The organism is Saccharothrix hoggarensis (assembly GCF_042678885.1).
Classification (GTDB): Bacteria; Actinomycetota; Actinomycetes; order Mycobacteriales; family Pseudonocardiaceae; genus Actinosynnema; species Actinosynnema hoggarensis.
Genome location: NZ_JBHTLK010000518.1, coordinates 1 through 716, shown reverse-complemented (window position 1 = coordinate 716; position 716 = coordinate 1). Strand labels below are relative to the sequence as shown.

1 protein-coding gene is annotated in these 716 nt (G+C 77.2%); it reads right to left on the bottom strand.

What is annotated here, in order from left to right; translation table 11 throughout:
* Positions 1 to 716, bottom strand: a 716-nt coding sequence (locus ACFQ3T_RS36885; protein WP_380730843.1) for an NB-ARC domain-containing protein, incomplete at both ends; no start/stop codon positions are given.

The window sequence follows — 716 nt, the reverse complement described above, 5'->3', positions numbered from 1 at the left end:
GCGGCGGCGAGCCTGCCCCGCCCCGATCTGCCGCGCTCCGACCTGCCCTGGCCGGGTGGTGGCCACAGCCGTGCCGCCGCGGTCCGCAGGGACAGGGGGTTGCCGTCCGCGGCGGAGGCGAGCCTGCGGGCCTCGTGCGGCTGCTGCGCCACCCAGTCCTGCCCGACGAGCATGACCAGCAGCTCCCACGACTCGTCCGGCCGCAGGGGTTCCACGAACAGCCGGTGCGCGCCGTGCCGGACGACGAGGTCGTCCAGCGGGCCGCGGCCGGTGACGATCACGCGGCAGTGCGCGCCGCCGGGCAGCAGCGGCAGCACCTGGGCGCTGTCGGCGGCGTTGTCGAGGAACACCAGCACACGCCGGTGCGCGACGCTGCTGCGGTACAGGGCGACCTTCTCGGCGAAGTCCACCGGGATCGTCCGCACCCCCAGCGCCCGCAGGAACCGGTCCAGCACCGCGCCGGGGTCCACCGGCGCGCCGGTCCGGTCGTGCAGGTCGGCGTGCAGCTGCCCGTCGGGGAACCGGTCGGCGTTCCGGTGCGCCCAGCTCAGCCCCAACGCCGTCTTGCCCACCTCGCCCTCGCCCACCAGCACCACCGCGCCCGCGGTGTCCGGGCCGGGCCGCAGCGCCTCGTCGAGCAGGTCCAGCTCGGGGTCGCGGCCGGCGAACGGCAGCGGCTGCCGGGGCAGCTGCGACGGCGCGGTCACCACCACCGG